This is a genomic window from Paenarthrobacter nitroguajacolicus, from assembly GCF_007786235.1.
Lineage (GTDB): Bacteria > Actinomycetota > Actinomycetes > Actinomycetales > Micrococcaceae > Arthrobacter > Arthrobacter nitroguajacolicus_A.
Genome location: NZ_VNFK01000001.1, coordinates 105,816 through 131,921 on the forward strand (window position 1 = coordinate 105,816; position 26,106 = coordinate 131,921).

General features: G+C 63.2%; 25 protein-coding genes and 1 tRNA gene. 4 read left to right on the forward strand and 22 right to left on the reverse strand.

Annotated features, from left to right (window positions below):
* The 4 genes from FQP90_RS00450 to FQP90_RS00465 all read left to right on the forward strand — a co-directional run bounded on the left by FQP90_RS00450 (position 1) and on the right by FQP90_RS00465 (position 3,700).
* Positions 1-969 carry a branched-chain amino acid ABC transporter permease gene (locus tag FQP90_RS00450; protein WP_144647608.1) on the forward strand — a complete coding sequence of 323 codons (969 nt, stop codon included), beginning with the start codon at positions 1-3 and terminating at the stop codon, positions 967-969.
* A complete protein-coding gene (locus tag FQP90_RS00455) occupies positions 966-1,958 on the forward strand; it encodes an ABC transporter ATP-binding protein (RefSeq protein ID WP_144647610.1) in 993 nt (330 codons plus the stop codon). Before FQP90_RS00450 ends, FQP90_RS00455 begins: the two co-directional genes overlap by 4 nt.
* Positions 1,955-2,725 carry an ABC transporter ATP-binding protein gene (locus FQP90_RS00460; protein WP_144647612.1) on the forward strand — a complete coding sequence of 257 codons (771 nt, stop codon included), beginning with the start codon at positions 1,955-1,957 and terminating at the stop codon, positions 2,723-2,725. The genes FQP90_RS00455 and FQP90_RS00460 overlap by 4 nt, the downstream gene beginning before the upstream one ends.
* A gap of 120 nt (positions 2,726-2,845) precedes the next feature.
* Positions 2,846-3,700 carry an aminoglycoside phosphotransferase family protein gene (locus FQP90_RS00465; protein ID WP_144647614.1) on the forward strand — a complete coding sequence of 285 codons (855 nt, stop codon included), beginning with the start codon at positions 2,846-2,848 and terminating at the stop codon, positions 3,698-3,700.
* An 89-nt stretch (positions 3,701-3,789) separates the two neighbouring features.
* On the opposite strand, the gene FQP90_RS00470 is transcribed toward FQP90_RS00465, so the two are convergent.
* The 22 genes from FQP90_RS00470 to FQP90_RS00575 form a co-directional block, all read right to left on the reverse strand.
* Complete coding sequence (locus FQP90_RS00470) at positions 3,790-5,145, reverse strand: ABC transporter substrate-binding protein (protein ID WP_144647616.1); 1,356 nt, start codon at positions 5,143-5,145, stop codon at positions 3,790-3,792.
* A gap of 223 nt (positions 5,146-5,368) precedes the next feature.
* Positions 5,369-5,442 (reverse strand) — tRNA-Leu (locus FQP90_RS00475).
* A gap of 21 nt (positions 5,443-5,463) precedes the next feature.
* A complete protein-coding gene (locus FQP90_RS00480) occupies positions 5,464-6,384 on the reverse strand; it encodes an N-acetyltransferase (RefSeq protein ID WP_144647618.1) in 921 nt (306 codons plus the stop codon).
* Positions 6,385-6,473: 89 nt separating this feature from the next.
* Entirely contained in the window at positions 6,474-7,928 is a 1,455-nt protein-coding gene (locus tag FQP90_RS00485; protein ID WP_144647620.1) for an NAD(P)/FAD-dependent oxidoreductase, read from the reverse strand.
* 38 nt (positions 7,929-7,966) lie between these two features.
* On the reverse strand, positions 7,967-9,358 hold the full coding sequence (locus tag FQP90_RS00490) for a S8 family serine peptidase (RefSeq protein ID WP_144647622.1): 1,392 nt from the start codon (positions 9,356-9,358) through the stop codon (positions 7,967-7,969).
* Positions 9,355-10,311 (reverse strand): Ppx/GppA phosphatase family protein, encoded by a 957-nt coding sequence (locus FQP90_RS00495; RefSeq protein WP_144647624.1) that lies wholly within the window; start codon positions 10,309-10,311, stop codon positions 9,355-9,357. The genes FQP90_RS00490 and FQP90_RS00495 overlap by 4 nt, the downstream gene beginning before the upstream one ends.
* Positions 10,308-10,991, reverse strand: coding sequence for a DUF501 domain-containing protein (locus tag FQP90_RS00500; RefSeq protein ID WP_208759897.1), 684 nt, complete (start codon positions 10,989-10,991; stop codon positions 10,308-10,310). The genes FQP90_RS00495 and FQP90_RS00500 overlap by 4 nt, the downstream gene beginning before the upstream one ends.
* Before the next feature lie 68 nt (positions 10,992-11,059).
* A complete protein-coding gene (locus FQP90_RS00505) occupies positions 11,060-11,785 on the reverse strand; it encodes an FtsB family cell division protein (protein WP_144647628.1) in 726 nt (241 codons plus the stop codon).
* 129 nt (positions 11,786-11,914) lie between these two features.
* The gene (gene eno, locus FQP90_RS00510; protein ID WP_144647630.1) at positions 11,915-13,195 is read right to left on the reverse strand and encodes a phosphopyruvate hydratase; all 1,281 of its coding nucleotides are present in this window, start codon (positions 13,193-13,195) and stop codon (positions 11,915-11,917) included.
* Positions 13,196-13,311: 116 nt separating this feature from the next.
* Positions 13,312-14,010, reverse strand: coding sequence for a MazG nucleotide pyrophosphohydrolase domain-containing protein (locus FQP90_RS00515; RefSeq protein ID WP_144647632.1), 699 nt, complete (start codon positions 14,008-14,010; stop codon positions 13,312-13,314).
* Complete coding sequence (locus FQP90_RS00520; protein ID WP_144647635.1) at positions 13,988-15,130, reverse strand: adenosine deaminase; 1,143 nt, start codon at positions 15,128-15,130, stop codon at positions 13,988-13,990. The genes FQP90_RS00515 and FQP90_RS00520 overlap by 23 nt, the downstream gene beginning before the upstream one ends.
* Before the next feature lie 28 nt (positions 15,131-15,158).
* On the reverse strand, positions 15,159-15,845 hold the full coding sequence (locus tag FQP90_RS00525) for a DedA family protein (protein WP_144648067.1): 687 nt from the start codon (positions 15,843-15,845) through the stop codon (positions 15,159-15,161).
* Positions 15,846-16,038: 193 nt separating this feature from the next.
* The gene (locus FQP90_RS00530) at positions 16,039-16,689 is read right to left on the reverse strand and encodes a DedA family protein (RefSeq protein ID WP_144647637.1); all 651 of its coding nucleotides are present in this window, start codon (positions 16,687-16,689) and stop codon (positions 16,039-16,041) included.
* A gap of 88 nt (positions 16,690-16,777) precedes the next feature.
* Positions 16,778-18,088: a thymidine phosphorylase gene (locus tag FQP90_RS00535; protein WP_144647639.1), complete on the reverse strand. Its 1,311-nt coding sequence runs from the start codon at positions 18,086-18,088 to the stop codon at positions 16,778-16,780.
* Positions 18,085-18,489, reverse strand: coding sequence for a cytidine deaminase (locus tag FQP90_RS00540; RefSeq protein WP_144647641.1), 405 nt, complete (start codon positions 18,487-18,489; stop codon positions 18,085-18,087). The genes FQP90_RS00535 and FQP90_RS00540 overlap by 4 nt, the downstream gene beginning before the upstream one ends.
* Positions 18,490-18,491: 2 nt before the next feature.
* Complete coding sequence (locus FQP90_RS00545; RefSeq protein WP_144647643.1) at positions 18,492-19,781, reverse strand: ABC transporter permease; 1,290 nt, start codon at positions 19,779-19,781, stop codon at positions 18,492-18,494.
* A complete protein-coding gene (locus FQP90_RS00550) occupies positions 19,778-21,145 on the reverse strand; it encodes an ABC transporter permease (RefSeq protein ID WP_144647645.1) in 1,368 nt (455 codons plus the stop codon). Before FQP90_RS00550 ends, FQP90_RS00545 begins: the two co-directional genes overlap by 4 nt.
* Positions 21,138-22,655, reverse strand: coding sequence for an ABC transporter ATP-binding protein (locus FQP90_RS00555; RefSeq protein ID WP_144647647.1), 1,518 nt, complete (start codon positions 22,653-22,655; stop codon positions 21,138-21,140). The genes FQP90_RS00550 and FQP90_RS00555 overlap by 8 nt, the downstream gene beginning before the upstream one ends.
* 134 nt (positions 22,656-22,789) lie before the next feature.
* The gene (locus tag FQP90_RS00560; protein ID WP_439898630.1) at positions 22,790-23,896 is read right to left on the reverse strand and encodes a BMP family lipoprotein; all 1,107 of its coding nucleotides are present in this window, start codon (positions 23,894-23,896) and stop codon (positions 22,790-22,792) included.
* A 223-nt stretch (positions 23,897-24,119) separates the two neighbouring features.
* Positions 24,120-25,136: an NADP-dependent oxidoreductase gene (locus FQP90_RS00565; RefSeq protein ID WP_144647651.1), complete on the reverse strand. Its 1,017-nt coding sequence runs from the start codon at positions 25,134-25,136 to the stop codon at positions 24,120-24,122.
* Positions 25,133-25,564, reverse strand: coding sequence for an organic hydroperoxide resistance protein (locus FQP90_RS00570; protein ID WP_144647653.1), 432 nt, complete (start codon positions 25,562-25,564; stop codon positions 25,133-25,135). Before FQP90_RS00570 ends, FQP90_RS00565 begins: the two co-directional genes overlap by 4 nt.
* 43 nt (positions 25,565-25,607) lie before the next feature.
* Positions 25,608-26,042, reverse strand: coding sequence for a MarR family winged helix-turn-helix transcriptional regulator (locus FQP90_RS00575; RefSeq protein WP_144647655.1), 435 nt, complete (start codon positions 26,040-26,042; stop codon positions 25,608-25,610).
* Positions 26,043-26,106 lie beyond the last annotated feature (64 nt).

Sequence of the window (26,106 nt, forward strand, 5' to 3'; positions counted from 1 at the left end):
ATGGACTTCGGATTTATTCTTTCCAGCGCCCTTGGCGAATTGTTCAGTCCAACGACGGCGGCCTACGCGCTTGCCGCCTTGGGCCTTGCGGTTCACTTCGGCTACTCAGGCCTGCTGAACTTCGGTCAAGCGGGCTTCATGGCAGTTGGTGCCTACGGCTTCGCAATCTCCACGTTGAGCTTCGACGCCCCGTTCTTCCTCGCCTTGCTCATCGCCGTGCTGTGTTCGGTGATCTTCGCCTTTATCCTCGGTATTCCTACTCTCCGGCTTCGGGCGGACTACCTGGCAATCGTCACCATCGCAGCGGCCGAAATTGTCCGCTATGTGGTGACCACCAACCAGCTCACCAGCGTTACCGGCTCGGCTAATGGCCTTGCAGCATTTGAAGGCACCTTCTACTCAATGAACCCCTTCCCGGAGGGGTCCTACATGGGCATGAACAACCGCGACTTCTTCATCCGGGTCGTCGGTTGGGGCTTGGTGATCGTCTGCTGCGTGCTGGTATGGCTGCTGATGCGCAGCCCCTGGGGCCGCGTCCTGAAGGGCATCCGCGAAGACGAGAACGCAGTCCGCTCATTGGGCAAGAACGTCTACGCGTACAAGATGCAGGCACTGATCATCGGTGGCGTCCTGGGCGCCTTGGCGGGGATGATCTTCACGCTCCCCCGCGGCGCTGTCCAGCCGTCCAACTACGGCACTGAACTGACCTTCTTCCTCTGGACCTGCCTCCTGCTGGGTGGCATGGCTACAGTCCTGGGGCCCGTCATCGGAGCAATGATCTTCTGGGTGGTTCTCTCCCTGACACAGAGCCTGCTCTACGGCCTCATCGAATCAGGGGTTGTCACCTGGCTAACCACGGTCCAGGCCGGCCAGCTGCGCTACATCCTGGTAGGCGTCGCACTGATGCTCCTGATGATCTTCCGCCCGCAAGGCGTCTTCGGCAATAAGAAGGAGCTTGCTTTCGCATGAGTGAGACCAACGAACGCAATACCGAAAATATTGACTACATGACCGATTCGCGGCCCATCGCCGTCGGGGAAAACACCCCGGGCTGCAAGAAGCGCGATCCGATCGTCGTGGCGGAGGACGTCACACGGTCCTTCGGCGGGATCAACGCCGTGGATGTCGAGTACCTCGAGATCCCACGGCACAAGATCACCGCGTTGATCGGTCCCAACGGTGCCGGCAAGACCACCTTGTTCAACCTGCTCACCGGATTCGACACCCCCAACTCGGGCAAATGGCAGTTCGAAGGCAACAGCCTGGCAGGCGTTTCCTCCTACAAAGTGGCACGCATGGGCATGGTCCGCACCTTCCAGCTGACAAAGGTCATGGGCAAGCTGACGGTCATGGAAAACATGCGGCTCGGCGCGGCTGACCAGCCCGGGGAACGGCTCTCCAAGGCCCTGTTCAAAGGCATGTGGGGAAGTCGCGAGAAGGAGATCACCGCCCAGGCCAACGTGCTGTTGGAGAAGTTCAAGCTTGACGCCAAGAAGGACGACTACGCCGCGTCCCTCTCAGGCGGCCAGCGCAAGCTCCTGGAAATGGCACGGTCCCTGATGGTGCGGCCCAAGCTGGTGATGCTCGATGAGCCCATGGCCGGCGTGAACCCCGCCCTGACCCAGTCGCTCCTGGACCACATCAAGAACCTCAAGGCTGAGGGCATGACTGTGCTCTTCGTGGAGCACGACATGAACATGGTGCGCCATATTGCCGACTGGGTGGTGGTCATGGCAGAGGGCAAGGTAGTGGCCGAAGGACCTCCCGGTGAAGTCATGAAGAACCCCGCCGTCATCGACGCCTACCTTGGCGCCCACCACGACGTAGACCTTGGCGACGCTGAAGGCATCAAGGAACTCGAAGCAGAACTTGAGGCCGACGAGGAGTCAGTGGTCGGAACCGAAGACGCAGGCATCCTGTCCGAGATCGAAGAACCCAAGAAGGAGGACGGTCGATGAGCAGCACCAGCGCAATGCCCGCCTCGGCAGCCGCCCCCGCTGGCGATTCCGTCGTCAAAGTCACCAACTTGGTGGCTGGCTATATCCCAGGCGTCAACATCCTCAATGGCTGCAGTATCGAGGCCCGCAAGGGCGAGTTGATCGGCATTATCGGCCCCAACGGCGCCGGAAAATCCACGCTCCTGAAGGCCATGTTCGGCCTCGTGAAGGTCCACTCCGGCACGGTAGTGGTCCGAGGCCAGGACCTCACCGGTTTGAAGGCCAACAAGCTGGTCACCCAGGGCGTCGGCTTCGTCCCGCAGACCAACAACGTGTTCGCCACGCTGACCATCGAAGAGAACCTCCAAATGGGTATGTTCCAGCGGCCCAAGGACTTCTCCGAGCGGTTCGACTTTGTGACCAGCCTATTTCCGGAACTGGGCAAGCGGCGTGCACAGCGAGCGGGTTCCCTCTCCGGCGGCGAACGTCAGATGGTGGCCATGGGCAGGGCCCTCATGATGGACCCGGCCGTACTGCTGCTCGATGAGCCATCGGCAGGCCTCTCCCCCGTCAAACAGGACGAGACCTTCCTCCGCGTGCACGAGATCAACCGCGCAGGCGTCTCCGTGATCATGGTGGAACAGAATGCCCGCCGCTGCCTGCAGATCTGCGACCGCGGCTATGTCCTTGACCAAGGCAAGGATGCGTACACGGGTACTGGCCGTGAGCTTATGAAGGACCCCAAGGTCATCCAGCTCTACTTGGGTACGCTGGCCGACGAGGTCTAGGCGCGCAGCCCCACCTGCGCAGGAGGGCTCCGGGATCACCTCCCGGAGCCCTCCTTCGTTAAGGACTCGCCAGAGGGCCCTGTGGCGGCCGCCACGGGGCACCGATGGCAAGCTGGACTGATGACTGGAAGCATCACAGAACAGCAGCATGAGCTGCTGACTTCGTGGTTGGGCATTTACGCGGTGATACAGGACCATTCCTGGCCGCTGCAGGACACTACGGTCCTGCAGGTCGCCGGTCACGACGGTCGCCATTACATCGTCAAAGCCAGCACCACCAGCCACCACATCCGCCGGGAGATTGCAGCACATGCACGAGGCCTGTCTGGGCTTGAAGGCCGTGTCCCCACGCTCAGGCACGCCGCGCCAGAGGCAGGGATCCTGGTCACCACCTACCTTCCCGGGAAACTCGTTGCCGGAACGGATGCCGAGACAGACCCTGCAACCTACCGTGAGGCCGGCGCTATCCTGGCCGCTTTGCATCAGTCGGCAGGAACATCGCGGGGATACGTTCGTGCTTTGACGGTGAAGACGGGCTTCCTGATTGACACCGCCCAGGGACTCCTGCCCGGCGAGACGCAAAGCCGCCTCCGGGACACCTTGGCCTCCGTTGACCTTGGCCCCGTCGAACTGGTGACGACCCACGGCGATTACCAGCACAGGAATTGGCTGCAGGACGCCGGCCACATCAAGGTCATTGACTTCGGCCGTGCCGAGGTACGGCCATGGGTCCACGACCTGGTGCGGCTCAGCCATCAGCAGTTCCTGTCACAACCCGCACTGCGGACGGCATTCCATGAGGGATTGGGCAAGATGATCGTCACGGAACAGGACCGGCAGCTCTGGACTTTGGAGAACCTCAACCAGTCTGTGGGCACAGTGGTCTGGGCCCACCAGGTGGGAGACGCCTCTTTTGAACAGCAGGGCGTTGAGATGGTGGAAAGGGTTCTTCGGGGCTTCCCTCCCTGTGGTTAAGCAACGGCCGAGGCCTTAACGCAGAACAGGTCCCCTTCCTGGTGAGGAAGGGGACCTGTTTAGTGGTTTCGGCCTAGCTGGCGTTCGGCTTAGAGCTTGCCGAACTCTTCGCGGACCGGCTTGTAGGTGTTGTCATCCTGGTATTCGTAGATACCGATGTACGCCTCGGTGGGGTCACCAGCATCGGAGAACGTTACCGGACCGGACTGGCCGTCGTAGTCAATGTCCTTGCCCTCGCGGAGCAGGGTGACACAGGACGGGAAGTCAGTGCACTTCTCGCCGCCTTCAGAGACTTCCTTCAGCTTGGCTGCGATGTCCGTACCCTTGGTGCTCTTGGCGGCCTCAGAGGCCAGCGAGATCAGGTTGACGGCGTCGTAGGACTCGCCTGCGTAGCTGTAATCCTTCAGGGCGGGATCGATGGCGAGGAGCTTCTGCTTGAAGGCGTCCTTGGCGAACGTACCGGGAATGGTTCCCTGCGCGCCCTTCATGGTGCCTGCCTGGAAGTCCTTGCTGTAGTCCGAGGTGTTACCGTCAACCATGAACAACTGCGTGGGCTTGATGCCCTTGCCGGTGATCAGTGGCACGATGCTCTTTGCCTGGTCGAAGGTGATCAATGCGATGGCGTCAGGCTTTGCTGCAAGGACCTTGTCCACCTGGCTGCTGAACTGAGAATCGCCCTCATTGAAGAGTTCTTCAGCAACAACCTTGCCACCGGCTGCCTCGAAGGCTTCCTTGACGTTCTTCTGGAGGCCGGTTCCGTAGGCATCGTTCAGGACGATCATGCCGACGGTCTGGGCACCACAGGTGGCCATGTAGTTACCGAGGACCTTGCCCTGCAGGACGTCGGACGGCGCAGTACGCCAGTAGAGGCCCTTGTCGTCCCACGTGGTGAAGTCAGGCGAGGTGTTTGCGGGCGAGAAGTGGATAACGCCAGCGCCGGTGATCTGGTTGATGACCGTCTTGGAAACACCGGAGGAAGCTGCACCAATAACTGCGCTCACGCCTTGGCCAAGGAGTGCCGTGGTGGACTGGGTGGCGATGTCCGTCTTGGTGTCGCCGGAGTCGCGGTGGACTACAGAGACAGGGGCGCCCAGGACGCCACCAGCATCGTTGACTTCCTTGATGCCGAGGTTGACGCCGGCGATTTCAGGTGGGCCGAGGAACGCCAGCGACCCCGTTGTCGGCAGGAGCGATCCAAGCTTAAGCGGCGTAGCCGTGGTAGTGGTCGAGGGAGGTACAGGTCCCGTGTTGGTGGCAGCCTGGCTGTTGCCGGCCCCCGCCCCGCCGCTCGGTGCCGGGCAGGAAATGCCTGCCGCGGCGGCGGATGAAGACCCAGTCTGGGTAGGCGTCGAAGACCCACCACAAGCTGTGGCCAAGAGAGCGACCCCAATGCCAAGCGCTGTTAGCTTGGCGGCTCGGGGCGCCGCTGGGGAAAGATCAAACATTCGTTGTCTCCTCGATCGAAAGGTGCGAACTGCCTTTGATGCGATTACTCAGGTGTTCCTGATTAAGACTCAAACTAATGCAATTGATCGGCGAACATAAGTGATTCAGGTCACATCCCTATAACACTCGTTGCCTGTGGGGAATCTACGAGGTTGCTGGGAAAAGACAATGAAGGAGAGAACAGCCCGGCGGAAGGGAGAAAGAGCTCTCACCTTCCGCCAGTGCCCCAGGTGGGACTCGAACCCACAACACGCGGATTTTAAGTCCGATGCCTCTGCCAATTGGGCTACTGGGGCGCCCGGACCATGGTATCCCAGCTATAGCCGGTTGAAGGGTTCGGCGTAGCGGAAGGTGCCGCGGACGCCGTCGGGCCACTCCGGCAGGGTCAGCAGCTGGAAGTGATCGCCCCACACCTCCTCCGGTGGTTGTACGCCCACAGTCGTGGCCGGCACATAACCGAAGCGCGGATAATAGAGCGGGCTGCCGAGGAGCGCGATCCCTGGCTCCCCCGCGGCGGTGGCACGGGCCGCCGTCTCACGCATCAGCGCCGAACCAACGCCACGCCGCTGGAAAGGCGGCAGCACGCCGATGGGGCCCAGCGCAATAAGCTCCAAGTCATCGATCCAGCCCCGGGTGCTGATGGCGTGACCCACAATCTCGCCGCCCATTTCGGCCACGATGCTGAAGTCCGGAATGTACTCGCTGCACTCAAAGAGCTCCCGCAGCAGGCCCACCTCAATCGGTGTGCCCTCAACCGGCTCCCCCGTCACCGGAGAGACAGAGAACGCCCGGGCCGTCAATTCCAGGATCTCGGGCCGGTCCTCCGGTCGCTCCGAACGCAGGACCACACCGCGCGCGAGGAGCCGCAACACCTCCACGGCCCGATCGGCGTCGGCGGAAGGCACCAGGAGGTGGTCGTGGTGGAAACCTGCCAGGACGTTGCAGCTGATTCCCGCGTGCGTCAAAGCGGCGCTGACTGCAGCCGTCAGTCCCACGGCTTCCAGTGCCGAGTGGACCTGCAGCGTAATCCAGGAAGCCACGAAATCGTAGCTAAGGCCCAGCCTGTCGGCTTCGTCCCGGTGGAGGACAACTGTGAGGCCTTCCGCTTCGCGGACGGCAGCCTCTATTGCGCCCTCCAGCGGGCGGCCGTGCGGCCAGAGAGCGTAGACGTAAGCGCCTTCCCGGACTACAGGGTGCAGGGATTCCACGAGGGTCTTCAGGTCGGTTTCGCCGGACATGGAAACAGTCTAGGGGCGTGGGCAGCGCAACCGCTTAAACGCCGACGGCGGCCACTCCCCCTAAGGGAGCGACCGCCGTCGGGCGGAAACTACTTGGCGTCGGCCGTAACCGGCGTCTTGACTTCTTCCGCTACAGGCTTGGCTTCCACCGGCGCCGGAGCAGCGGCGGGCTTGGGGGCCGGCGTCGCTGCAGCCACGAAGGCACCCCGCGGGTTGTCGAGATCCATCAGCTGCGTGGTGTCGCGGCCTGCGAAGAAGGCCAGGATCCAGCCGAAGATCACGCGGAACTTGCGCTCAACCGTGGGCATGGCCATGCCGTGGTAACCACGGTGTGCCAGCCAGGCGAGGCCGCCCTTGAGGCCGATGCGGCCGAGCAGGTTGATGTTGGCAACACCCTTCCACTCGCCGAAGCCGGCAACAGCACCGAGGTTCTTGTGCTTGTAGTCGTGCAGCGGCTTGTCCCAGCGGGAAGCCCACAGGTTCTTGGCGAGCTTCTTGGCCTGGCGCAGTGCGTGCTGGGCGTTGGGGACGCAGGTACCGTCCGGCAGACCCTTGCCCGTGAGGTCCGGAACAGCGGCGATGTCGCCGGCTGCCCAGGCGTTCTCCACGATGCCTTCGTCGCCTGCGATACGCAGGTCCGGGAGGACGCGAACGCGGCCACGCGGTTCCAACGGGAAGTCGGTGGAACGGATCATCGGGTTGGCCTGCACACCGGCAGCCCATACCAGGGTGTCGGCTTCAACTTCCTGGGCGGGAGTCTTGTCCGGGAGGTTGATCAGCTTGAGGTTGCCCTCGGCGCTGTCCAAGGAGGTGTTGAGGAGAACTTCAATGCCGCGGCTGCGGAGGTGCTCCACGACCCACTCGGCCTGCGAGGCCGTGACCTCGGGCATGATGCGGCCCATGGCTTCGACCAGGATGAAGCGGACTTCTTCCTGGCGGATGCGCGGGTTGTTCCGCACGGCGGCGCGGGCAAGGTCTTCCATTTCGGTGAGGCACTCGATGCCGGCAAAACCGCCGCCGACAACCACGAAGGTCAGTGCCTTGGCGCGCTCTGCGGGGTCCGTCATGGTGGAAGCGGCTTCGATGCGCTCCAGCACCTTGTTGCGCAGTGCAACGGCTTCCTCGATGGTCTTCAGGCCGATGCCCTTGTCCGCGAGGCCCTTGATGGGGAACGTACGGGTGATGGCACCTGCCGCAATGACGACGTCGAAGTACGGGATTTCGAAGTTTTCGCCGCCATCGGACGGAGCGATGACCGCGGTCCGGTTGGCGTGGTCGATGCTGGTGACGCGGCCCTGGATGAGCTCAGTCTGCTTGAGGTGCTGACGGTGGGAGACGACGGCGTGGCGTGCCTCGATGTTGCCACCAGCTACTTCCGGCAGGAAGGGCTGGTAAGTCATGTACGGCAGTGGATCAACGACGGTGACGATGCCGCCTGCGTTCGCGATCTTCTTCTGCAGTTTGAGTGCTACGTACAGGCCGACGTAGCCGCCGCCGACGACGAGAACCCGGGGACGGTCAATGAGCTCTGGGGTGGTTGCCATGAGACCAGACTACAGTACTTTGTGAAAATCTTCACTAACTACGTCTTGGCGGGCGGATCAACCGTCTCCAGCACCCCGGTCTCCGCCTCATCCACTACCGGCCCCGGGGTCTTGGAGACCCTCCGCAACTGGATCGCCGCGCCGGTCACCAGCGCAAGAAACAGGCCTCCAAAACCAAGAACGACGGCGGCAGGCAGGGCATCGTCCATGGTGGCGGGCGTCTTTGCTGCAGGAACGGTCGGGTCCGCCAGGGTGGGCGCGGCGCTGGTGGGACTTGCGACCGGTGCCTGCGAAGGCTCGCTGAAGTCTCCCCGGCGATGAACCCGGATCCAGTCGGCGATGGAACCCAAGGGATTGCTGCTGGCAGCGGGCACGTCGTCTTTGAGCGCAGCCTCGGCGTTAAGGATGCCGTAGCCGTACAGCGGGTCCTTGCCCGGAGCGCCAGCGTCCTTGGCAGTGCTGACGATTCGGTTGATGACCTGGTTGGCACTCATCTCCGGCCATTTGGATCGGATGAGGGCTGCCACACCTGAAACGATGGGCGCAGCTCCAGATGTTCCTGCCCACTCGGCATAGCTTCCGCCGGGAATGCCGCCCACCAGCTTCTCTGCCGGTGCCGCCACCCCAATGCTGATGCCCTGGGACGAGGAGTCAACGCTGGCACGCCCTTCGCCGTCAAGGCCGGCTACCGTGAGGACACCGGGAATGGTGGCCGGGGCGCCCACCTGGATGTTGCCGCCCACACGGTTGCCCGCGGCGGCAACAATCACCACGTCCTTTTGCTCGGCATACAGGAACGCCGCGTCCCAACTCTGTGGCCAGTCCGGCGACGTACTGCCCAGCGAGATATTGATGACCTTGGCACCGTTGTCCACTGCCCAGCGCACGGCATCGGGGATTTGTTCCTGATCGGTCTTGCCGCCCGGGTTCGGGGACCCCAGCCAGGTTGAAACGGCCAGGATCTCCGCTTCGGGCGCAACACCAACGATTCCGTCCGGTCCCCCGGCGGGAGGTGTGGTTGGCGGCGCGGGCGGTGGCGCCGAAGCCGACGGAGAGGCTGAGGCGGTGGGTGTGGTGTGTCCGCGGCCAGCCAGCATGGTGGCCACCAAGGTCCCGTGCTCGGTCTTGGCGCCGATGCTCTTCTGCCCGTTGGGAGCCCCCGCCCCGGAAACGTCGGTTCCGCCGACCACAACGCCCTTGAGGTCCGGGTGGTTTCCGTCAATGCCGCTGTCGATGATGGCGACCTTGACTCCAGCGCCCTTGGAAACCTGCCAGGCGTTGGTGACTCCTGAGTCCTTCAGCCAGAACTCTTTGTCACGCCACGCGTCCGCGTTGGCGGCAGGAGCCGTCAACAGCGCACCCGCCAGCGCCCCGCCGGCCAACGTGGTGGCCAGCGCGGCGGAGAGGGTGCGGCGGTGTCGCATCGTCATTCGGCTCCCCGGATACTCAGCGCGATGCCGTCCAGGATGTCGTGTTCGCTGGAGACTGCGGTGCTGATGGCCCCGTCGCTGACCACGGCCAGTCGTGCCAGGATCCGGCGCCATACCAAGGCTCCTGCGCCGATAACGTCCACCCGGCCCGGGTGCATGTAAGGAAGCGCAGCGCGTTCGTCCCGTGTCATTTCCAACAAGTTGGTGCAGGCGTCGCTGATGGTTTGGAGGTCCAGGGAGGCCGCATGGATCCGCTCCGGCTGGTATTCGCTCAGGCCCAGGGCGTGCGCCGTGATGGTGGTGATGGAACCAGCCACGCCAACAACGGCTGTGGCGCGGTCAAGCGGCACCGTCTGCGCCGCGAGATCCAGGGCGGCGTCGACGTCGGCCTCTGCAGCGGCGATTTGCGCGGCTGTGGGCGGATCGCTGCGAAGGTGACGTTCGGTGAGCCGGACGCAGCCAACGTCCACAGAGCGCGCAGCAATGACACCGTTGGAATCGCCCAGGACGAATTCTGTGCTGCCACCACCGAGGTCCACCACCAGGATGGCGTCCTCCCCCGTGGCGGGCAGGACGCTGCTGGCGCCGGCAAAGGAAAGTGCGGCTTCCTCGTCACCGGAAATGACCTCGGGCTCCACCCCCAGCAAGTCCCGGATCCCATCCACGAAGACCTGGCGGTTGCTGGCATCCCGGGTGGCGGAGGTGGCAGCGAAACGTACCCGCTCGGCGCCGTGTTCCTTGATGAGCTCCGCATAGTCGCGCGTGGCTGCGAAGGTGCGCGCCAAGGCCTCAGGAGCAAGCTCACCGGTCGCGTCAACGCCTTGGCCGAGCCGCACCACGCGCATTTCACGCACCACGTCGGTCAACGGACCCGATGCTCCGTTGGGGGAAGCGTCGGCGATGAGGAGGCGAATGGAGTTGGTTCCGCAGTCAATGGCAGCCACGCGGCTCATGCGGTGCCTTCCTGTTCGCTTTGGGGTTCAGTCTTCGATTTCCGCACCGGTGCCGGACGGCCAACGATATCCGGGAGTCCTTGCGGGCCATGGCGGCTCAGGTCACGGGAAGGGGCCTCCCCGGCAGTGTCCCACGCACCGTCGCAGTAACAACGGTCCTTGGTCCACCACTCGGTGATGGCAGCCAGTGCCTCGTCGCCGAGCGGATTCACGCCCGGGCCTGCGGCCAACGAGTGCCCCACCAGGACATGCAGGCACTTCACACGGGTGGGCATGCCGCCTGCGGAGATCCCATCGATTTCGGGAACGGCGCCGGTGCCTGAGCGCTCGGCGATTTGGTTGCGTGCCTGAAGGTAGGCCTCGTGGGCACTTTCGTAGGCACTGGCGAGCTCGGGGTCGGCGGTCAGGTGGTCGTTCATCCGGTTCATGAGCCCGCCGGCTTCCAACCGCGAGACAGCGGAGGTGATGACAGGGTGAGTCAGATAGAACGTTGTGGGAAACGGTGTTCCGTTGCTGAGCCGGGGCGCAGTGGCCGCGACCAGCGGATTACCGCATATGCACCGCGCGGGGATCTCCACCACATCACGGACCGGCCGGCCGAGTTGGCGGCTCAGGACCTCTAGATCATGTGCTGATGGCTGGCGGGATTCCTGCGGCACGGCTGCCGTGTTCTCTTCCACTTGCGCTGCCAACCTTCCTGCCCTTATTGCCGTGTCCCATGCGGACACGACGGCGGTGGGCACCGCGTCTAGTCAGTTGCCGATCGTCTGATTGACTCCCAGAGAGCATCCACCCAGGGCAGATTCTCCGGGTTGGCCGACGATCCGGAGCCGGTGCGGCCACCCGGAGTGCCGGCGGCTTCTTCTCCCCCAAACACCCAGTAACCCGTTTCACCCGGCATAACCATGTTAATGCGGTCGCGGGCCTGCTGTTTCACGTAGTTGGGGTCCTGCCACCGGGAGAGCTGTTTGTTGAGCTCCGTTTGCTCCGCTTTCTTGCCCGCGATTTCGGCTTCCAGCGCGGAGATTTCGGCGCGCTTTTCGAGGAAGATCTTCACCGTGGGAGCCAGCATGATGGTGATGGCAATCATCACGACGGCCAGTGCCAGCATCCGTCCGGAGAAAGCCTTGGCCGGTACGGGATCAAGATCGCGTTCGTCCTTGGCGTCGGACCCAGGCTTATCCGAAGCCTTTTCCGCCGCCTTCACCGGCGGGGTCTTAGCTCCCACCGTCTTGCTGGTGGAAGTCTTGCTGCTGGAAGTCTTGCTGCTGCCGGCCCGCGCCGGGGCCGCAGTTGCCGGCGTCGAAGACTTCGCGGCAGTGCGGGTGGCGCCAAACTCGCCCTTGATGACGTCGGCGCCTTCACTGCCGGAAGCTGTACCGGCGGACCCCGCGCCGGCGCCCGACGGGCGGGATGCTGTGGACTTGCCGCCAAGGGCATCGGCCCTGGGTACCTTTGGACGACGGGTGGCCATGACACTCCTGTAATGCCCGGTGCTTGCCTGGCGGTTGCTGCGCTTGCTGTTCTGACCTGCCAGCGTTAAACAGAACCGGTGGCTATGGTCTTTCCACCATAGCCACCGGTCAGCTGTTTTCGCGGAATGCTAGCCCTTGAAACGCGGGAACGCGCTGCGGCCGGCGTAGCGTGCGGCGTCGTCGAGTTCTTCTTCGATGCGCAGCAGCTGGTTGTACTTCGCGACGCGCTCGGAGCGGGCCGGGGCACCGGTCTTGATCTGGCCGGCGTTGGTGGCAACGGCGATGTCAGCAATCGTGGTGTCCTCGGTTTCGCCGGAGCGGTGCGAGGTGATGGTGGTGTAGCCGGAGCGCTGGGCCAGGGATACGGCGTCCAGGGTTTCGGTCAGGGAGCCGATCTGGTTGACCTTGACCAGCAGCGAGTTGGCCGTGGCAGAGTCGATGCCCTGCTGCAGGCGGACCGGGTTGGTGACGAAGAGGTCGTCGCCCACCAGCTGGACCTTGTCACCGATGGTGTCGGTAAGGGTCTTCCAGCCTTCCCAGTCATTCTCGTCCAGCGGGTCCTCGATGGAAACCAGCGGGTAGTCGGCAACGAGCTCAGCGTAGTAGGCGCTCATCTCGGTGGCAGACAGTGCCTTGCCTTCGAACTGGTAGGCACCGTCCTTGTAGAACTCGGAAGATGCGACGTCCAGGGCCAGGGCGATGTCCGTTCCCGGGGTGTAGCCGGCGTTCTTGATGGCTTCCTGGATGAGATCCAGTGCTGCGCGGTTGGACGGCAGGTTGGGGGCGAAGCCGCCCTCGTCGCCGAGGCCCGTGGAGAGGCCCTTTTCCTGCAGGACAGCCTTGAGGTTGTGGTAAACCTCAACACCCCAGCGCAGGCCTTCGGAGAAAGTCTCGGCGCCGATCGGGGCGATCATGAACTCCTGGATGTCCACATCGGAGTCAGCGTGCGAGCCACCGTTGAGGATGTTCATCAGGGGAACCGGAAGCACGTGGGCGTTCGGGCCGCCGAGGTACTTGTACAGCGGCAGGTCGGCCGAAGCTGCTGCGGCGTTGGCCACGGCCAGGGAAACACCGAGGATGGCGTTGGCGCCAAGCTTGCCCTTGTTGGGGGTGCCGTCGAGGTCGATCATGGCCTGGTCGATGCTGCGCTGGTCAGTGGCGTCGAAGCCAATGAGGGCCGGGGAGATCTCGTCGATGACGGCGTCTACGGCCTTCTGGACACCTTTACCGAGGTAACGGCCCTTGTCACCGTCGCGGAGTTCGACAGCTTCGTGCTCGCCGGTGGAAGCACCGGACGGAACTGCTGCGCGGCCGATCTGGCCGTCGGAGAGCAGAACCTCAACTTCTACGGTCGGGTTTCCGCGGGAATCAAGGATCTCGCGTGCGTGGATGGCATCGATAAGCGCCATGGATGTGCTCCTTATGGGCAAATTACAGGAATGAGGAGGGAAATTCTCAACGTCCTCGTCGCTACTAGCGTAGTCCAGAGTGGCTCAGGTTACGGAACAGCTTCCAAAGACTCACGTCATGAAGGCTGGGCCGTGCCGCTCTGAAACGATCGAACGGCGGCACGGAGGGCCCGTTCGGCGTCGAGGCCTTGCTCCCGGGCGCCGGCGACGACGGCCAGCAGCAACTCGCCGAGCGCCTCTTCCGAGGCCGGGATGACAGGAAGTGCGACGTCGGTCGAGCGGCTTTTGGCGGCAACCGGCAGACCCGCGCGGGCTGCCCGGTCCAGGGATTTCTGCGCCGCTGCCAACGCCGGAAGGTGCGGCGGGATGCCCTCGAAGGGATCTTTGCGCTCAGGCTTCTCCGCACGTTTGGCGGCGTCCCACTTGAGGATGATCTCCTCGACACTCGCCGGGAAACTCTCTTGCAGGGACCCGTCCGCCTTAAAGATGTGCCGGTTTCGCCGGACCATCTTGGCGTTGATTTCCCGGGCGACGTCTTCGAAGTCAAAACTGCCGCGCTCCTCGGCGAGCCGGGCGTGAAGCACTACCTGAAGCAGCACATCACCCAGCTCGCCGCGAAGCTCATCGTCAACAGCACCCGCCTCGATTGAGTCCACCACTTCGTAGGCTTCCTCGATCAAGTACTCCACCAGAGACTCATGCGTCAGCGCGCCCATCCAGGGGCAGTGCTCACGCAGCGTGGCGATCGTCCCCAGCAGTTCCAGCAGCTCCAGCCCTGGCGGTCCGGAATTGTCAGCCGAGGTTGGCGTAGGCATCGTTGATGTACTCCACCAGCGCTTCACGCTCGTCGAGCGGCAGGAAGGCAGCCTCGGCGGCGTTGAGCGTCAGTTCCAGCAGATCATCGAGGTCGTAATCGAAGGTCTCCACCAGGAGCTCGAACTCATCCGTCAGGGTGACACCACTCATGAGGCGGTTGTCCGTGTTGATGGTCACGTTGAAGCCGAGCTGGAAGAGCATGTCCACCGGGTGGCTTTCGATGCCTTCGCCAAAGCCGGAAATGGCACCGGTCTGCAGGTTGGACGACGGGCAGATCTCCAGGGCGATTCCGCGGTCCCGCACCCAGGCAGCCACGCTGCCGATGGTCACCATGCCGATGGTGTCCTCGCCGTCGTCGTCCGAGTTGTCTTCAAACTCCACCGTGATGTCCTCGGCGATCCGCACACCGTGGCCAAGGCGCAGGGCGCGGCCATCAACCAGTGCCGACTGGATGCTGTCCAGGCCAGCGGCCTCACCTGCGTGGACCGTGGCCGGGAAGTTGTTCTCGGCCAGGTACGTGAAAGCATCTTTGAAGCGGGAGGGCAGGAATCCATCTTCGGCGCCTGCGATGTCGAAACCAACGGCACCATTGGCCCGGTGGCGGACGGCGAGCTCCGCAATCTCCTGACCGCGGTCAGCATGCCGCATGGCGGTGATGAGCTGACCCACCTGGATCTGCTGGCCGCGCTCTTCGGCAGCGTCTACGCCGGCTTCGAGGCCCGTCTGGACTGCCTCTACCACCTCGTCCAAGGTGAGGCCCTTCTGCAGGTGCTGCTCGGGTGCCCAGCGGACTTCGCCGTATACGACGCCGTCCTCGGCGAGGTCTTCCACGAACTCCTTGGCGACCCTGAACAGGCCTTCCTTGGTCTGCATGACAGCGATGGTGTGGTCAAAGGTCTCAAGGTAGCGGACCAGCGAACCGGAATCGGCGGACTCGCGGAACCATTCACCCAAGGCCACGGGATCGGTGGACGGGAGCGTGTGGCCAACGGCATCAGCCAGTTCGATGATGGTAGCGGGGCGGAGTCCTCCGTCCAGATGGTCGTGGAGGGAAACCTTGGGAAGGCTCTTCAGATCGAAGTCGAGGGCAGGGGCAGCGTCAAGTATGGGCTCAGTCACGTACCAACTCTAGGGGGACGGCAGGTGCTTAGCCAGCAGGCTTGGAACCGTCGACGCCGGCAACGGCCTTTTCGGCCGTGTCCATCGTCGTGGGAGTCGCCGCAGCCGCGGCAGCTTCCTTGGCGTGGTCCTTTTTCTCCAGGTACTTGTGCCACCAACGAAGTGCGTGGTCCACCACGATGCCAAGGACGACAGCGAAGGCCACAGCGATGCCAACACCGAGGAGCGGGTTGTGGTGCACCCATTGGCCAGCGAGGAGGCCGATGCCGATGGAGTAGCCCACCCATGTGATGCAGGCGAAGGCGTCGAGCCAGAAGAACGTCCGGTGACGGAAACCGGTCTGTCCGGCGACGTAGTTCACCGCAACGCGGCCCCAGGGAATGTAGCGGGCGGTAAAGATGAGCACCGCGCCGCGCTTGTCCAACTCATACTGGGCCCAGGCGAACATCTTTTGGACCTTGGGGCGGCGCATCCACTTCCAGCGCGTCAGGCCAATCTTCCGGCCCAGCATGTAGGCCATGTTGTCGCCTGCCATGGCACCCACCAAGGCCGTTGCGCCCAGGATCCAGAGGTTGGGTTCTCCGCTGTGAAGTGACAGCGCCGAGAGGCCAACAATGGCTGTTTCGCTGGGAAGAATGGTGGCAAATCCGTCAATGAAGAAGAAGACCAGGAGTACCGGATATATCCATGGCTGCCCGGCTGCATGCTCGAGCATTTGGTTCAAAAACTCCACGCGGCGGTAGCTCCTAGACGAAGATGACTTGACAGTGTGACGGAAGTCGCTCTTAGTGTCCCATGGCCGGGACGTCGTTCGCTACGTCCCAGCCTTGGGATCACGCGTTTAACGCTATAGGTGAAGGGGCGGTTTCATCGTCAACCGCCGGGCTGATCTTGGAGGGTAGTCCTCGTCATACCGTGGGTGGAGGCGGAGCATCCTGTTCGGGAATGTTCTTCCCATCCAACGGCACCGATCCTCGGACCTTGCTGATGATGCGGTCGATGATGATCCCCAGGATCACGGCCACGACGATGGCTATGACTGCCCCCAGCAAATGGTTGTGCTCGAACCAGACCCCGAAGAAGTATCCGAGCACCACTGAGTACGAAGCCCACAGGATGGCGGACATCGCCGTGAGGGCTACGAATTTGCGGTGATTGAAGTGAGTGGCACCCGCTGTCAGGTTAACGGCCACCCTGCCAATGGGGATGAAACGGGCCACCATGATGAGCGAAGCCGAGCGACGTCGAAGTTCCTTGCCGGCCCAGCGGAAGGCGCCCTGCATCCGTTGGGTGCGCATCCAACGCCACCGTTGGATACCGATCCGGTTGCCAATAATGTAGGCGATGTTGTCCCCGGAAAAAGCTCCGAGGGCCGCCATCAGGCCCAGCAGCCAGACGTTGGGCGAACCGCTGCTTCCGGATACTGCGCTCAGCCCCACCACCACCGATTCACTCGGGATGGGTGGAAAGAAGCCATCGATTACGCAGCAAGCGAGCACCAGGAACAACACCCACGGCTGCTCCGCCGCGGCGAGGATGAAATCGTTGATGCCCTGCACGGTTTCCTTACGGTAGCCGGCTCCCCCACAGGCGCCGGATGACTAATGTTCCGGGTTGTCCAGCGCGGACAACCCGGAACACTTAAGCCTAGGCGATGCGGTCGATGATGAGCTGACGCGCCGGGCGTGAACCCTCAGGCGCAATCACCACCGCGTCCTGGAGTGCTTCCTTGGCCCGCGGGAACTTCTCCGGAGTGTCCGTCAGGAGGGTCATCAACGGTTCGCCGGCACGCACCAGCGCACCGGGCTTCGCGTGGAGACGGACTCCGGCTCCAGCCTGGACCTGGTCCTCCTTGCGCGCCCGCCCAGCGCCCAGGCGCCAGGCGGCAACGCCAACGGACAGCGCATCCAGCTCCACCAAGACACCTTCCGCGGGAGCATAGACAACCTCGGATTCCTTGGCCACCGGCAGTGCGGCCCGCGGATCTCCACCCTGGGCTTCGATCATGCGGTTCCACACATCCATGGCGCGGCCGTCCTTGAGCGCCGCTGCGGGATCGGCGTCGTGGATACCGGCACCAGCCAGCATCTCTTCGGCCAGCCGGACGGTCAGCTCGACCACGTCTTCGGGACCGCCGCCGGAAAGGACCTCCACCGATTCCTCAACCTCGATCGCATTTCCAGCGGTCAAGCCCAGCGGCGTGGACATGTCCGTGATCAGGGCGACGGTGTGCACGCCGGCGTCCTTGCCCAGGGCCACCATGGTCTCGGCAAGCTCCCGTGCCCGCGCTTCGTCCTTCATGAAGGCACCCGAGCCGACCTTGACGTCCAGCACCAGCGACCCGGTGCCCTCCGCGATCTTCTTGCTCATGATCGAGGAAGCGATGAGTGGGATGGCCTCCACGGTTCCGGTGACGTCGCGTAAGGCGTACAGCTTCTTGTCAGCAGGCGCCAGCCCGGATCCGGCGGCGCAAATAACTGCCCCCACATCCTGGAGCTGTGCCATGATTTCGTCGTTGCTCAGGTTGGCGCGCCACCCGGGAATGGCCTCGAGCTTGTCCAAAGTTCCGCCCGTGTGGCCCAGGCCGCGGCCAGAGAGCTGCGGAACGGCGACGCCGAAGACGGCCACGAGAGGTGCCAGCGGCAGCGTGATCTTATCCCCCACCCCACCGGTGGAGTGCTTGTCGCTGGTAGCCTTCCGGCCGCCGTCGGGCGTTGTCAGGGACGAAAAGTCCATCCGCTCGCCCGAGGCGATCATCGCCGACGTCCAGCGCGAGATCTCGCTTCTGTCCATGCCGTTGAGCAGGATGGCCATGTTCAACGCCGCCATCTGCTCCTCGGCGATGACGCCGCGGGTGTAGGCATCGATGGTCCAGTCGATCTGCTCGGGAGAAAGAGTGCCCTTGTCCCGCTTGATGGAAATGATCTGGACGGCGTCGAATGCTTCAGTGCTGGTCACGTGGTTTCCTCCAGGTTTTCGGGACCGAAGGCATCGGGCAGTACCTGGTCCATGGACTTGATTCCCTGCGTTGTCATCAGCTGCATCCCGGGTGCCCTGAACTCGTACAAGAGCTGGCGGCAGCGCCCGCACGGCATAAGGATGTTGCCTTGGCCGTCCACGCAATAGAACGCGGCGATCCGGCCACCGCCGGTCATGTGGAGCTGGCCCACCAGCGCACATTCCGCGCAGAGCGTCAGCCCGTAGCTGGCGTTCTCCACGTTGCAGCCGCTGACGATGCGCCCATCCTCGGTGAGGGCCGCAGCCCCCACCGGGAACTTGGAATACGGCGCATAGGCCCGTTCCATGGCCTGAACTGCAGCTTCTTCCAAAGCACGCCAATCGACGTGAGGAGTTGGCATCGTCAACCCTTCACGTACGGAATGCCGCTTGCGGCCGGTGGCCGCGACTTACCCACCAAACCGGCGACGGCGAAGATGGTCACCAGGTACGGCAGCATGGCCATGAACTGGCTGGGCACCGGGGTACCGATGATTCCCAGGATCGACTGCAGGTTGTAGGCAAAGCCGAACAGCAGCGACGCCAGGAAGGCACCGATCGGGTTCCATCGGCCAAAGATCAGGGCAGCCAGGGCGATGAAGCCACGGCCACCGGAGATGTCCTTGGTGAAGGAGTCGATGGTCACCAGGGTGAACACAGCTCCACCGATTCCCGCGATGGCTCCACCCAGGGTGACGTTCCAGAAACGGGTTGCGTTGACGTTGATGCCCAGAGTGTCGGCAGCCTGCGGGTGCTCGCCAACAGCCCGGACGCGCAGGCCCCAGCGGGTCTTGAACAGGCCAAACCACACCACAGCGACGGCAATGTACATGAGGTAGCCGGCAATGGACTGCTCGAACAGGATGGGCCCGATGATGGGGATGTCCGAGAGCAGCGGGATCGGCAGGATGTCCAGGCGGCCCGGGGTGTTGAACTGCTCTTTGTTGGGAACCATGAGGGTGCCGTACAGGAAGCCCGTGATACCGGACACCAGCACGTTCAGGACAACGCCCACAATAATCTGGTTGACCAGGTACTTGATGCTGAACACTGCCAGGACCATGGACACGGCGGCGCCGGCAGCGGCTGCCGCAATCAGGCCGATGTAGGGACTGCCCGTCATGGTGGCCACCAGGGCTGCGGTGAACGCGCCGCCCAGGAGCTGGCCTTCGATGGCGATGTTGACCACGCCCACACGCTCACACAGCACGCCCGAGAGCGAGCCGAAGACCAGTGGCACGGCCAGCGTGACCGAACCGGCGACGAGGCCGGCCAGCGAGATCGAGGGCTGCCGGGCACCTGCCACGATCCAAACGAGCAAAGCGAACACGAACACCACGGCAAAAGCGATGGGCAACCACTTGGGCGACCGCTCCCCTTGGGTCCAGAGGTAGATCGAGTAGGCAGCCATGGCCAGCAGCAGGATGCCCAGCACCACGCCGCCCACCTGCCCCGGAATCATGAGGGCGGGAACAGCCACGGCGTCGCCGGCATCGCTGATCTTCATCTCAGCGGTCTGGTCTGGTCCCAGGAAGCCAAAAAAGACCAGGGCAATGAGCGCCAGGATGCCCAGCGACAACGGGACCTTCATGGAAGGACGAAACGCTGGCAGGGCCGTTGATCCCGACTTGGGAGCGGTGGATGTCGCACTCACTTGGCACCTCCGGAGGCGTTGGCAAGGGCAGCTTTCGGGGCCGCCTTCGGTGTCTTGTTCTTGTCCTTCTTCTTGGGCTCAAGCCGGAAAATCGACCGGATGAGCGGAGGTGCAGCGATGAACAGGACGATCAGCGACTGAACCACCAGGACGATGTCGATGGGCGTGCCCGTTTGGATCTGCATCTGTACCGCTCCCGCACGGAAAGCGCCAAACAGCAGGCCGGCGAAGAACGTGCCCCACGGAGTGCTCCGGCCCAGGAGGGCAACAGTGATGGCATCGAAGCCGATCTGTGCCGCGACTCCGCCGGTCAGCACCTTTTCGGTACCGGCTACTTGGGCCACACCACCGAAGGCTGCGAGGGCACCGGCCAGAGCCATCACCAGGATGGTGGCGCGGGGAACATTGATGCCGGCGGTGCGGGCGGCGACCGGGTTGGCGCCGACTGCCCGGAATTCGAAACCGATAGTGGAGCGGTTCAGCATCCACCACACCCCGAAGGTCAGTGCGACTGCCACCAGGAAACCGAGGTGGAGCCTCGATCCCGGAATGAGGACGGGATAGGTGGCCGTCTCATCCAAGCGCGGCGAAATAGGGCTGTTGTCCCCCGGCCGACGGAACGCGGCCGTGTTCAGCAGGAAGTCCAACAGGAACAGCGCCACGTAGTTCAGCATGATGGTCACGATCACCTCATGGGCACCGGTGCGGGCCTTGAGGATACCCACGATTGCGCCCCAGGCAGCACCACCAAGAACACCCATGATGATCACTACGAGCAGGTGCAGCCCGAAGGGCAGGTGCCAGGCGAACCCGACATAGGCCGCCAACGTGGCACTGATGATGATCTGCCCTTGGGCGCCGATGTTGAACAAGCCGGCGCGGAACGCCAAAGCTACGCCCAGGCCCGCGCAAATCAGGGGCGTTGCCACCGTCATGGTCTCAAGCAAGGGCTGGAAGCCCTGGCGGGTATTGAACACGGCACCTTGGAAAAGGGCCACGTAGCTCTCGGTCATGGCGGACCACAAGGCGCTCAGGAAGTCCGTGGGCCGTGCGAACAAGTAACCGGCGGTCTTGGCGACCTGGGCGTCCGTGCTGGCGATCAGGAGGCCACCCAAGAACAGCGCCACAATGACGGCCAGGACGGACACGAAACCGTTGCCCATGACGATCCTGCGGACGAGGCTGCCCTGCTGGTGACCGGTGTCTCCGCTCTGCGAGGAAACGGGAACGATGGAGGGCTCCAGCATTCCGCCGGCAGTGTCCAGCGAAACATCCGCGGCGCGGACCTCCGACGCAGGGACTTCGGGGGTTTGGTCCTTGGACTGGTGTTTACCGGACCCTTGTGACTGGTTGTTCTCAGTCATCGGAGCCTCCTTCCGGGCCGACGCCGGCCATCATCAAGCCAAGGGTGTCGCGGGGCGTACCGGCGGGAACGATGCCCACGAGCTTGCCCTTGTAAAGCACGGCAATCCGGTCTGCGAGTTCAATGACTTCATCGAGCTCAGTGGACACGATCATGACCGGCGTTCCGACGTCGCGCTCCGCAACGATGCGCTTATGCAGGAACTCGATGGATCCAACGTCCACGCCGCGCGTTGGCTGACTCGCAATGAACAGCCGCAGGGGCCGGGACAGTTCCCGGGCCATGACCACTTTTTGCTGGTTGCCGCCGGAGAGCGTTCCTGCGGCCGACCCCGCAGAAGGAGTCCGGATATCGAATTCTTCGATCTTGGCCTTGGCGTTTTCCGTGACCTTGGCGGGCTTCATGCCGATGCCGCTCGCGAAGGGTGCTTGGTCGTAAAGGTCCAGCACCAGGTTCTCGGCCACGGAGAACGGGCCGACGAGCCCGTCCACGGTTCGGTCTTCGGGGACAAAGCCGACGCCGGAGCGCAGGACGTCCTTGACCGGCAGGCCCAGGAGCTGCTTGCCGTCAAGCGTCACGGAACCGGTCACGTGCTCCTGCACACCGAGGATGGCTTCCGTCAGTTCTGTTTGGCCGTTGCCTTGGACACCGGCGACGGCGAGGATCTCGCCTTGTGCGATGTCAAAGCTGATTCCATCCACCACGTTGGTGCCATTGGCTGCCCGGACAGTGAGGTTTTCCACCACGAACGTGGTTTCCTTTGGCTGCGCGGGTGCCTTGTTCAGGCTGAGGCTCACGGGGCGGCCCACCATCATGGAGGCAAGCTCCGTGGCGGATGCGGTGGGAGGTGCATCCCCCACCACTTTGCCCCGGCGGATCACGGTGATGACGTCGGAGACTGCCTTCACTTCGCGGAGTTTGTGCGAGATGAAGACAATGGACGTCCCGCCAGCCCGGAGTTGCCGCATGATGTCCAGGAGTTCATCGGTCTCCTGTGGCGTCAACACGGCAGTGGGTTCGTCCAGGATGAGCACTTTGGCTTCGCGAACCAATGCTTTGATGATTTCGACACGCTGCTGGACGCCAACGGGGAGGTCCTCCACCAAGGCGTCGGGATCGACGTCGAAGCCATACTTCTTGGAAATCTCCCGGATCTTCTTCCGGGTTTCTTCGATGCTGAGGACGCCGCCGAAGGATGTTGGTTCAGCACCCAGTGCAACATTTTCAGCCACTGTGAAAACCGGCACCAGCATGAAGTGCTGGTGCACCATGCCGATGCCCGCTGCCATGGCATCGCCGGGTCCGCGGAAGGTGACGGGCTTGTCATCGACCAGGATTTGCCCGGCCGTGGGCTCGTACAGCCCATAAAGCACGTTCATAAGGGTTGATTTGCCGGCCCCATTTTCGCCCAGGAGGCAATGGATCTGGCCGGATTCGACCACGAGGTCGATGTCTTGGTTGGCGTAGAAGGTCCCGAAGGCTTTCGAGATCCCCTTCAATTCGAGTTTCACAACTCCCACCGTTCTGTGAGTCCGAAGGACAGCTGAACTGCTCCAAAGCCACGAGCCTTGGGTTCAGCCTAGTCAGGGCAAAAACGCGCCGCCAGTACCGGGACTCGGTACTGGCGGCGCGTCCAGGGAATTGTTTACTTCTTGGGGCTCGCCGCCGACTCGACAACCAGCTTGCCGGACACGATGTCTGCCTTCAGGGCGTCGAGTTCGGACTTCGTTTCGGCAGAAACTGCCGAATCGAGGTCGTGGAACGGGGCGATGGCAACACCGTCGTTGGCGAGCGTGCCAACGTAGGCTTCATTGCTGAACTTGCCGTCCTTGTCGTCCTTCACAACAGCCTCAACGGCCTCGCCCATCTGCTTGACCACGGAGGTCAGCATGAGGTCCTTGTACTCGGGAGCTGTGAGGTAGCCGTCGGAGTCAACCCAGATCAGCTTGACGTCGCTGCCGGCAGCCTTGGCTTCCTTCAGCGCAGCGCCCGCACCCTTGCCCACGGGACCGGCAACGGGCATCACGATGTCCGCACCCTGGTCCAGCAGGTTCTTGGTGATCTGCTTGCCGGTGTCCTGCTTCTCGAAGTCACCGGTGAAGGAGCCATCCTGCGCTGCCTTGTCCCAGCCCACAACCTGAACGGACTTGCCCTTGGCCTTGTTGTAGGCCTGGACTCCGTCATAGAAGCCGTCCATGAAGATGGTCACGGTGGGCAGCTTGATGCCGCCGAAGGTGCCAACCTTGCCGGTCTTGGTGGTCGCAGCAGCGGCGTAGCCAGCCAGGTAGGCAGCCTGTGCCGTGTCGTAGACAACGGGCTTCACGTTGGCGATGGGAGCATCGTAGGCGAAGTCGATGATGGCGAAGTGCTTGTCGGTGTTCTTCTCCGCAGCAGCCTTGGTGGCGTCACCCAGGAGGAAGCCAACGGTAACCGTCAAGTTGCAGCCAGCCGAGATCATGCCGTTGAGGTTGGTCTCAAAGTCGCTGTTGGCCTTTGACTCAGCAGACCGAACTTGGATCCCGAGGTCCGTTTCCGCCTTTTTGAGGCCCTCGAACGAGGACTGGTTGAACGACTGGTCGTCGAATCCGCCGGAGTCGGAAACGATGCATCCGAGGAAGTCGCTCTTGGTGGCGGCACCGGATCCGGCGTCGGGAGCCTGGCCGCAGCCGGTCAGCAGGAGCGCTGCTGCGCCGACAGTTGCAACACCGGCCATTGAACCGCGCTTCAGGGTGGCACGCAGTGGTTTCTTCAATTTTCCTCCAGGAAGAAAGTGATTGGCGCTACGACGGATGGTCAATGAGTGTCCGTTTCCTATACCTGAGGCAGAAATTCTGTTTTCACTGATGCTCGCAGCTGCGCCGAGGCGCATTGATGAAACCAACACTAGTGGCCTGGAACACACCCGGATAGCACATATCCGCACTCCAGGTCAGATTGTTGACCTTTTGTTACCAAGCAGTAGCCGGGTGCGCAAGTCACAGGCGAACGAGCATCTTTCCGGTGTTCGCGCCGTCCAGCAAATCGATGAATGCCTGCGGTGCGTTCTCGAGTCCGTCGACGATGGTTTCGTCATAGCTAACGGACCCATCAGCCAGCCATCCCGCCATCTTCTGTGCGAACTCAGCGGCGTGCTGCCGCTGGCCGCCCACCAGGAAACCGCGCAACGTCAGCTGCTTGCCGATGGCCACTGCCAGGTTCCTGGGCGCAACGGGAGGCTCAGTGGAGTTGTATTGGGCGATGGCGCCGCACATGGCCACCCGGCCACCAACGGTCAGCGTAGCCAGCGCAGCTTCGAGGTGCTCGCCGCCGACGTTGTCGAAGTAGACGTCGATGCCGCGCTCCCCCGCTGCTGCACGGAGCTGGTCCAGCACTGGTGCATCGTTGTAGTTGAACGCGGCGTCAAAACCGAGTTCCAGCAACCGTGCCACCTTCTCGGGAGAACCGGCGCTGCCGATGACCTTGCCGGCACCCATGGCCTTGGCGATCTGGCCCACCATGGATCCAACTGCGCCGGCCGCTCCGGACACAAAGACAACGTCGCCTTCCTTGAACTCGGCCACCTTCAGCAGGCCGGCATAGGCCGTCAGGCCGGTCATGCCCAGCGCTCCGAGGAAGGCGGAGGTAGGAGCCAAGCCGCTCGGCACGGGGGTAGTCGTTGCTGCGTCCACCACCGCGTGTTCGCGCCACCCCAGTTGGTGCACGACGACGTCACCCACCTTGTGCGCGTCCGAACGGGACGCGATCACCTCACCTACCGCACCGCCGTCGAGCGCTGCATCGAGGCGGAACGGCGCCGAGTACGACTTGACGTCATTCATGCGGCCGCGCATGTAGGGGTCCACGGACATGTACTGGTTCTTGACCAGGATCTGGCCCTCAGCGAGCTCCGGCAGCTGGGCTTCCGCCAGGCGGAAGTTCTCCGGAGCGGGCCGCCCCACGGGGCGGGAGGCGAGCTGGATTTCGCGGGTTGTGGTGCTGGTGGCGGCGCTCATGCTGCGAACTCCACGAGCTTGAGGTCAACGGCCATGTTGCCGCGCGTTGCATTGGAGTAGGGGCAGATCTGGTGCGCCTTCGCCATCAATTGTTCTGCGGTGTCGCGGTCCAGGGCGGGCAGGGCGATTTCGAGTTCGGCAGCCAAGCCATAGCCTTCGCTGTCCGTCAAGGCACCGAAGTGAATCTTCGCGGCAACAGCCGAATCACTAAGGTCCGCGCGCTCCTTGCGGCCCACCAGGCGCAAGGCGGAGTGGAAGCAGGCGGCGTATCCGGCAGCGAAAAGCTGCTCGGGGTTGGTTCCCTGGCCGTTTCCGCCGAGTTCCACGGGGCTGGCGAGCGAAACGTCCAGCTTGCCGTCGTTGGTGCGCGCATTGCCATCGCGGCCTTCGCCGGAGGCAAGTGCCTCAGCAGTGTAGAGAGTCTTCATGGTGTTTCCGTTTCTCTTGGGAATGGGTGGCTTGGAAATCGTGTCAGAGTGAGCTGTTCAGGGCCGCAGTGAGTTTGCCGAGAGTGGCGTGCAACTGTTCGATCTCGTCGGCAGACAGGCCTGCGGCGTCCGCGAGGCGCTGGGGCACAGCCTGGGCGCGGGCACTCAAGGCGGTTCCCGCGTCCGTCAGGACGACGTCCACCCGGCGCTCATCCTCGGCCGCACGGCGGCGTTCCACGAGGCCCAGCCCTTCGAGGCGCTTCAGCAGGGGCGACAAGGTGCCGGAGTCAAGGCCCAGTTCAGCACCGAGTTCACGGACGCTCCGCGGTTCCTTCTCCCACAGGACCAGCATCACCAGGTACTGCGGGTAGGTCAGCCCGAGGTCTTCCAGCACGGGGCGGTAGACCGCCGTCGCGGCTTTGGACGCCGAGTACAGCGCAAAGCAGACCTGGTGGCGGAGGCGGGGTGCATCACTCATGACTAAAACGATAGTGCACAATTCAATTGTGCACAACTCATTCGGGAGAAAGTCACCACATCAA

What these genes read in the sequence shown, in the direction of transcription:
- FQP90_RS00450 (WP_144647608.1), top strand. Translation starts at nt 1, where the DNA reads ATGGACTTCGGATTTATTCTTTCCAGCGCCCTTGGCGAATTGTTCAGT.
- FQP90_RS00455 (WP_144647610.1), top strand. Translation starts at nt 966, where the DNA reads ATGAGTGAGACCAACGAACGCAATACCGAAAATATTGACTACATGACC.
- FQP90_RS00460 (WP_144647612.1), top strand. Translation starts at nt 1,955, where the DNA reads ATGAGCAGCACCAGCGCAATGCCCGCCTCGGCAGCCGCCCCCGCTGGC.
- FQP90_RS00465 (WP_144647614.1), top strand. Translation starts at nt 2,846, where the DNA reads ATGACTGGAAGCATCACAGAACAGCAGCATGAGCTGCTGACTTCGTGG.
- FQP90_RS00470 (WP_144647616.1), bottom strand. Translation starts at nt 5,145, where the DNA reads ATGTTTGATCTTTCCCCAGCGGCGCCCCGAGCCGCCAAGCTAACAGCG.
- FQP90_RS00480 (WP_144647618.1), bottom strand. Translation starts at nt 6,384, where the DNA reads ATGTCCGGCGAAACCGACCTGAAGACCCTCGTGGAATCCCTGCACCCT.
- FQP90_RS00485 (WP_144647620.1), bottom strand. Translation starts at nt 7,928, where the DNA reads ATGGCAACCACCCCAGAGCTCATTGACCGTCCCCGGGTTCTCGTCGTC.
- FQP90_RS00490 (WP_144647622.1), bottom strand. Translation starts at nt 9,358, where the DNA reads ATGACGATGCGACACCGCCGCACCCTCTCCGCCGCGCTGGCCACCACG.
- FQP90_RS00495 (WP_144647624.1), bottom strand. Translation starts at nt 10,311, where the DNA reads ATGAGCCGCGTGGCTGCCATTGACTGCGGAACCAACTCCATTCGCCTC.
- FQP90_RS00505 (WP_144647628.1), bottom strand. Translation starts at nt 11,785, where the DNA reads ATGGCCACCCGTCGTCCAAAGGTACCCAGGGCCGATGCCCTTGGCGGC.
- eno (WP_144647630.1), bottom strand. Translation starts at nt 13,195, where the DNA reads ATGGCGCTTATCGATGCCATCCACGCACGCGAGATCCTTGATTCCCGC.
- FQP90_RS00515 (WP_144647632.1), bottom strand. Translation starts at nt 14,010, where the DNA reads ATGCCTACGCCAACCTCGGCTGACAATTCCGGACCGCCAGGGCTGGAG.
- FQP90_RS00525 (WP_144648067.1), bottom strand. Translation starts at nt 15,845, where the DNA reads ATGCTCGAGCATGCAGCCGGGCAGCCATGGATATATCCGGTACTCCTG.
- FQP90_RS00540 (WP_144647641.1), bottom strand. Translation starts at nt 18,489, where the DNA reads ATGCCAACTCCTCACGTCGATTGGCGTGCTTTGGAAGAAGCTGCAGTT.
- FQP90_RS00550 (WP_144647645.1), bottom strand. Translation starts at nt 21,145, where the DNA reads ATGACTGAGAACAACCAGTCACAAGGGTCCGGTAAACACCAGTCCAAG.
- FQP90_RS00565 (WP_144647651.1), bottom strand. Translation starts at nt 25,136, where the DNA reads ATGAGCGCCGCCACCAGCACCACAACCCGCGAAATCCAGCTCGCCTCC.
- FQP90_RS00570 (WP_144647653.1), bottom strand. Translation starts at nt 25,564, where the DNA reads ATGAAGACTCTCTACACTGCTGAGGCACTTGCCTCCGGCGAAGGCCGC.
- FQP90_RS00575 (WP_144647655.1), bottom strand. Translation starts at nt 26,042, where the DNA reads ATGAGTGATGCACCCCGCCTCCGCCACCAGGTCTGCTTTGCGCTGTAC.